Here is a 4,402-nt window from a genome sequence, read left to right on the forward strand (position 1 = left end):
CTGCGCACCAGCGCGCTGCTTTCCACATTGAGCGCAGCGGCGATGCGGTTCAGCCAGTCGATCGACAAGGTGCGCGTGCCGGTTTCAAGCCGCCCGATAGTCTGCGCGGTGGTTGGCGGCTGGCAGGCGCGCGCGACATCCTCAAGCGTCATTGCCTTGGCGCGGCGCACATCGCGGATTCGGTTGATCATCGCAATTCTCCTGAACCGATACGGGAAATGGCTTTCCTACATCATAACCATCGTGGCAAGCATCATGCAAATAATTATAACCATATAGGAGACAATATGACTGACTCACGGATTTTCGGCGCGGCGCGGGTTGAGGCCGGTCGGCTGTTGGTCGAGCGCGCGGTCGATGGGGATATTGTCGCCGGGATGCTCACAGCGGGTCGACGTCCGGCGCGCTCGGTGACGGTCAATCTTGCTGAATCGCCGCTTGGCTGGCTGCTGGCGCGCGGTCTCATAGATACGCGCCAGTTCGATGCGGGTGAAAAGTTGCGTGGCGACTGGGAGGCCGCCAATCTCGCGCCACAGATCACGATGCGCTGGGATGCTGCGCCCAGGGCCAGCGGGCGGCGGGGCGCGCCGGAGCATCTTGACGCCAGCGAACGGCAGATCGCGGCGCGCAGGCGGTTCGATGCGGCGCTTGAGGCGCTGGGCCGTGATCTTAACGACATCGCCTGGCGGGTGATCTGTGCCGGTGAAAGCGTGCCAGTGGCGGAAAAGGGCCTTGGTTGGCCGGTGCGATCGGGCAAACTCGTGCTGCGCATGGCGCTTGACCGGCTCGCGGATTTTTACCGGCTGCCGGGGTTAGGGCGGTGAATTGGTGATGTCATATACTGCCGTTTCAGGGTGACGGCTTTTTTGATTTGGGCGTTGCCATAAGCAAGCGCAGGCTGATCAACGGATCAATAGCGACCTCAGTTACCTTCATCCCGGATCTTCTCGTGATGCCGGATCACCTCGTCGATCACGAAGCGCAGAAACTTTTCTGAAAAATCGGGGTCGAGTTCGGCCTCTGTCGCCAGCCGCTTCATGCGAGCGATCTGTTCCTCCTCGCGCCTCGGGTCGGCGGGGGGCAGCGCGGTTTTGGCCTTGTGTTCGCCCACCGCCTTGGTGATCTTGAACCGCTCGGCCAGCATGTAGATCAGCGCCGCATCGATGTTGTCGATGCTTTGCCGGAACGCTGCAAGAACGGGATCGTGCCCCATAAGCCATGCCCTTTACTAATTCTGACCCGCCCGCGTCGCCCGCGCCGCTTTGTCCTTGCCTTAAGCCATGCAGATTGCCACATCGCAAGTCATGACAGCGACTGTTCATCCGATTGGCCGCAAGGCGGCTGCCGCAGCACCCTTTCCCAGTCTTGATCCGATCATGGCATTGGTAGCGCATGATATGCATGCCGTGAACAGCGTGATCCTCGACCGGATGCAATCTCAGATCCCGCTTATTCCAGAGCTTGCCGGCCACCTGATTGCGGGCGGCGGCAAGCGGATGCGGCCGATGCTGACGCTCGCCTCGGCGCGGCTGCTCGATTATCCGGGCACGCGACACCACAAGCTTGCCGCCGCTGTCGAGTTTATCCACACAGCGACATTGTTGCATGACGATGTGGTCGACGGGTCAGACCTCAGGCGTGGCAAGAAGACCGCCAATCTGGTGTTCGGCAATCCGGCGACCGTGCTGGTCGGCGATTTTCTGTTCAGCCGCTCATTTGAGCTGATGGTTGAGGATGGCTCGCTCAAGGTGCTCAAGATCCTTTCGGGCGCGTCGGCCATCATCGCCGAGGGCGAGGTTGACCAACTCACCGCTCAGCGACAGATCGAGACCAGTGAAGAGCGCTATCTGGCGATCATCGGCGCCAAGACAGCGGCCTTGTTCGCCGCTGCGTGCCGGATCGCCGCGGTGGTTGCAGAGCGCGACGAGGCAGTGGAGCTGGCGCTCGATGCTTATGGCCGCAACCTTGGCATCGCGTTCCAGCTGGTCGATGATGCCATCGATTACGTGTCTGATGCCGCCAAGATGGGCAAGGATGTTGGCGACGATTTCCGCGACGGCAAGGTGACGCTGCCGGTTATTCTGGCGTACGCGCACGGCACGCCAGAAGAGCGCACGTTCTGGGAAGCGGCGATTATCGGTCACCGCACATCGGACGAAGACCTCGCCCATGCGACCGATCTGCTGCGCAGCCACAAGGCGATCGATCTCACGCTCGACCGCGCCCGCCACTTCGGCCAGCGCGCCATCGATGCGATTGCCGGCTTCCCGGCCGGCAAGGCAAAATCGGCGCTGATTGAAACGGTCGAATTCGCGATCGCACGCGGTTATTAGGGCCGGCTGACCCGAATCACCGGGCAGCAGGTCCGGTGTTACAAAGTTCAGGTCCATGACGGCGATATCTGCCACTCCCATTCCCGCTGACCGGGCACCTGCCAGCATGCGGATCGAAATCCGCGCATTGCTGCTGCTCGCGGGACCGCTGGTGCTAGGCAATCTGGCGCAGATGGCAATCCACACCACCGAGGTGATCATCCTTGGCCGCTATGATGTGCGCGCGCTGGCCGCGGCGGCGCTTGCGGTAAACCTGTATTTTGCGTGCGGCACCTTCGGCATGGGGCTGATGACGGCGGCATCGCCGATGATCGCGGCAGAGCGGGGGCGGCGCGGGGCTGCGGTGCGCGACATCCGGCGCACGGTGCGGCAGGGCTTTTGGGTTGCACTGACCGCCTGCGTGCCGATCTGGGCCGTGCTGTGGCAGGCCGAGGCACTTTTCCTCGCGATGGGCCAGCAGGCTGACCTGTCGCGCGATGCCGGGCGATTCCTGCGCGTGGCGATGTGGGGGCTGCTGCCCTGGCTGCTGCAGTTTGTGCTGCGCATGTATGTGTCTGCGCTGGAAAAGCCGATCTGGGGGGTGCTCGTCACCCTGTGCGGTGTCGTCGTCAACCTGATCGTCTGCTGGGTGCTGGTGTTCGGCAATCTGGGGTTCCCTGAAATGGGGCTGATGGGCGCGGCGGTGGCCAATCTGGTGGCGAACATAACGTTGTTCCTCGTTATGGCGCTGGTGGTGACGACGGTGCGGCCATTCCGGCGCTATCACTTGTTCGGCCGGTTCTGGGTCGCGGACTGGCCCCGCTATCGCGGCATGTTCCGGCTGGGCCTGCCGATTGCGATCACTTTCACGTTCGAGGTCGCAATTTTCAGCGCGGCGGCTTTCCTGATGGGGTTGATCAACCGCGATTCACTCGCCGCACATGCGGTGGCGATCCAGATCGCCTCGTTCGCATTCATGGTGCCGTTCAGCCTGTCTCAGGCCGCGACGGTGCGCGTGGGCCTGCACCACGGACGCAGCGATGCGCTGTCCGCCAGCCGCGCCGGTTGGGCGGCGCTGGGCGTCGGGGTGGTTGCGGCATGTGTCATGTCGAGCCTGATGACGGCATTCCCCGGCTTTCTGGTCGGGCTGTTCATCAACCCTGCCGATGCCAGCGCCGCGCCCGCCTTCGCTCTGGCGCTGAGCTTCCTTGTGGTCGCGGCGGTGTTCCAGTTGGTCGATGCGGTGCAGGCGGTGGGGGCAGGGGTGTTGCGCGGGCTGCAGGATACGCGCTGGCCGATGCTGTTTGCCGCGTTCGGCTATTGGGTGGTCGGCATGGGCACCGCCTGGTTCTTCGCCTTTGAACTCGGCTGGGACGGCATTGGCGTGTGGATTGGGTTGGCGGCGGGGCTAGCGGTCGTCTCGGTACTGATGGTCGGGCGCTGGATGATGCGCGGAAGGCTAGGGCTGGGGGTCTATGGCTGAACTGCCTATCCACGCGGTTTTGCCAGAGCTTTTGGCAGCACTTAGGGACGTCCCCAATGCCGTTCTTGTCGCGCCCCCGGGTGCGGGCAAGACCACCACCGTCGCCCCGGCGCTGCTCGATCAGTCGTGGTGTACAGGGCAGATCCTCCTGCTCTCCCCCCGCCGTCTCGCCGCGCGCGCCGCTGCGGAGCGGATGGCGGATCTGACCGGAGAGCCGGTCGGCCAGACCATCGGCTATGCCACGCGGATGGACAGCAAATCTGGCCCGCACACCCGCGTGCTGGTGCTGACCGAGGGCATATTCGTCAACCGCATCCAGGCCGATCCCGAGCTTGGCGGTGTCTCTGCGGTGCTGTTCGATGAAGTCCACGAACGCAGCCTCGACAGCGATTTCGGACTGGCCTTGGCGCTGGAGGCGCAGGGCGCATTTCGCCCTGATCTGCGGCTGCTGGCCATGTCTGCTACGCTCGACGGTGCGCGGTTTGCCGCGCTGATGGGGGCTGCTCCCGTCATCGAGAGCGAGGGGCGAGCGCACCCGCTTGACCTGCGTTATCTGGGGAGGCGCGGCGAGCAGCCGCTCAACGATGCGATGGCCAGCGCGGTACGC

6 protein-coding genes are annotated in these 4,402 nt (G+C 63.7%); 4 read left to right on the forward strand and 2 right to left on the reverse strand.

All coding sequences use genetic code 11. The features are described from left to right. Positions 1-191, reverse strand: a 191-nt coding sequence (locus ACEW8G_RS15430) for a helix-turn-helix domain-containing protein (RefSeq protein ID WP_373489282.1), incomplete at its 3' end; no start/stop codon positions are given. Between the two features lie 186 nt (positions 192-377). On the opposite strand from ACEW8G_RS15430, the gene ACEW8G_RS15435 reads away from it, so the two are divergent. Then, entirely contained in the window at positions 378-824 is a 447-nt protein-coding gene (locus ACEW8G_RS15435) for a DUF6456 domain-containing protein (protein ID WP_373489287.1), read from the forward strand. A 98-nt stretch (positions 825-922) separates the two neighbouring features. Here ACEW8G_RS15435 and ACEW8G_RS15440 read toward each other — a convergent pair whose 3' ends face one another. Beyond that, on the reverse strand, positions 923-1,213 hold the full coding sequence (locus ACEW8G_RS15440) for a chorismate mutase (protein ID WP_373489283.1): 291 nt from the start codon (positions 1,211-1,213) through the stop codon (positions 923-925). Positions 1,214-1,304: 91 nt separating this feature from the next. Here ACEW8G_RS15440 and ACEW8G_RS15445 point away from each other — a divergent pair, with 91 nt between their 5' ends. The 3 genes from ACEW8G_RS15445 to ACEW8G_RS15455 form a co-directional block, all read left to right on the forward strand. After that, positions 1,305-2,333: a polyprenyl synthetase family protein gene (locus ACEW8G_RS15445; RefSeq protein WP_373489284.1), complete on the forward strand. Its 1,029-nt coding sequence runs from the start codon at positions 1,305-1,307 to the stop codon at positions 2,331-2,333. A gap of 55 nt (positions 2,334-2,388) precedes the next feature. Continuing rightward, on the forward strand, positions 2,389-3,795 hold the full coding sequence (locus ACEW8G_RS15450; RefSeq protein ID WP_373489285.1) for an MATE family efflux transporter: 1,407 nt from the start codon (positions 2,389-2,391) through the stop codon (positions 3,793-3,795). Continuing rightward, positions 3,788-4,402 (forward strand): DEAD/DEAH box helicase (locus ACEW8G_RS15455; protein WP_373489286.1); only part of this gene is annotated, 615 nt, incomplete at its 3' end. The genes ACEW8G_RS15450 and ACEW8G_RS15455, both read left to right, overlap by 8 nt.

It is taken from the genome of Blastomonas sp., from assembly GCF_041747255.1.
Classification (GTDB): domain Bacteria; phylum Pseudomonadota; class Alphaproteobacteria; order Sphingomonadales; family Sphingomonadaceae; genus Blastomonas.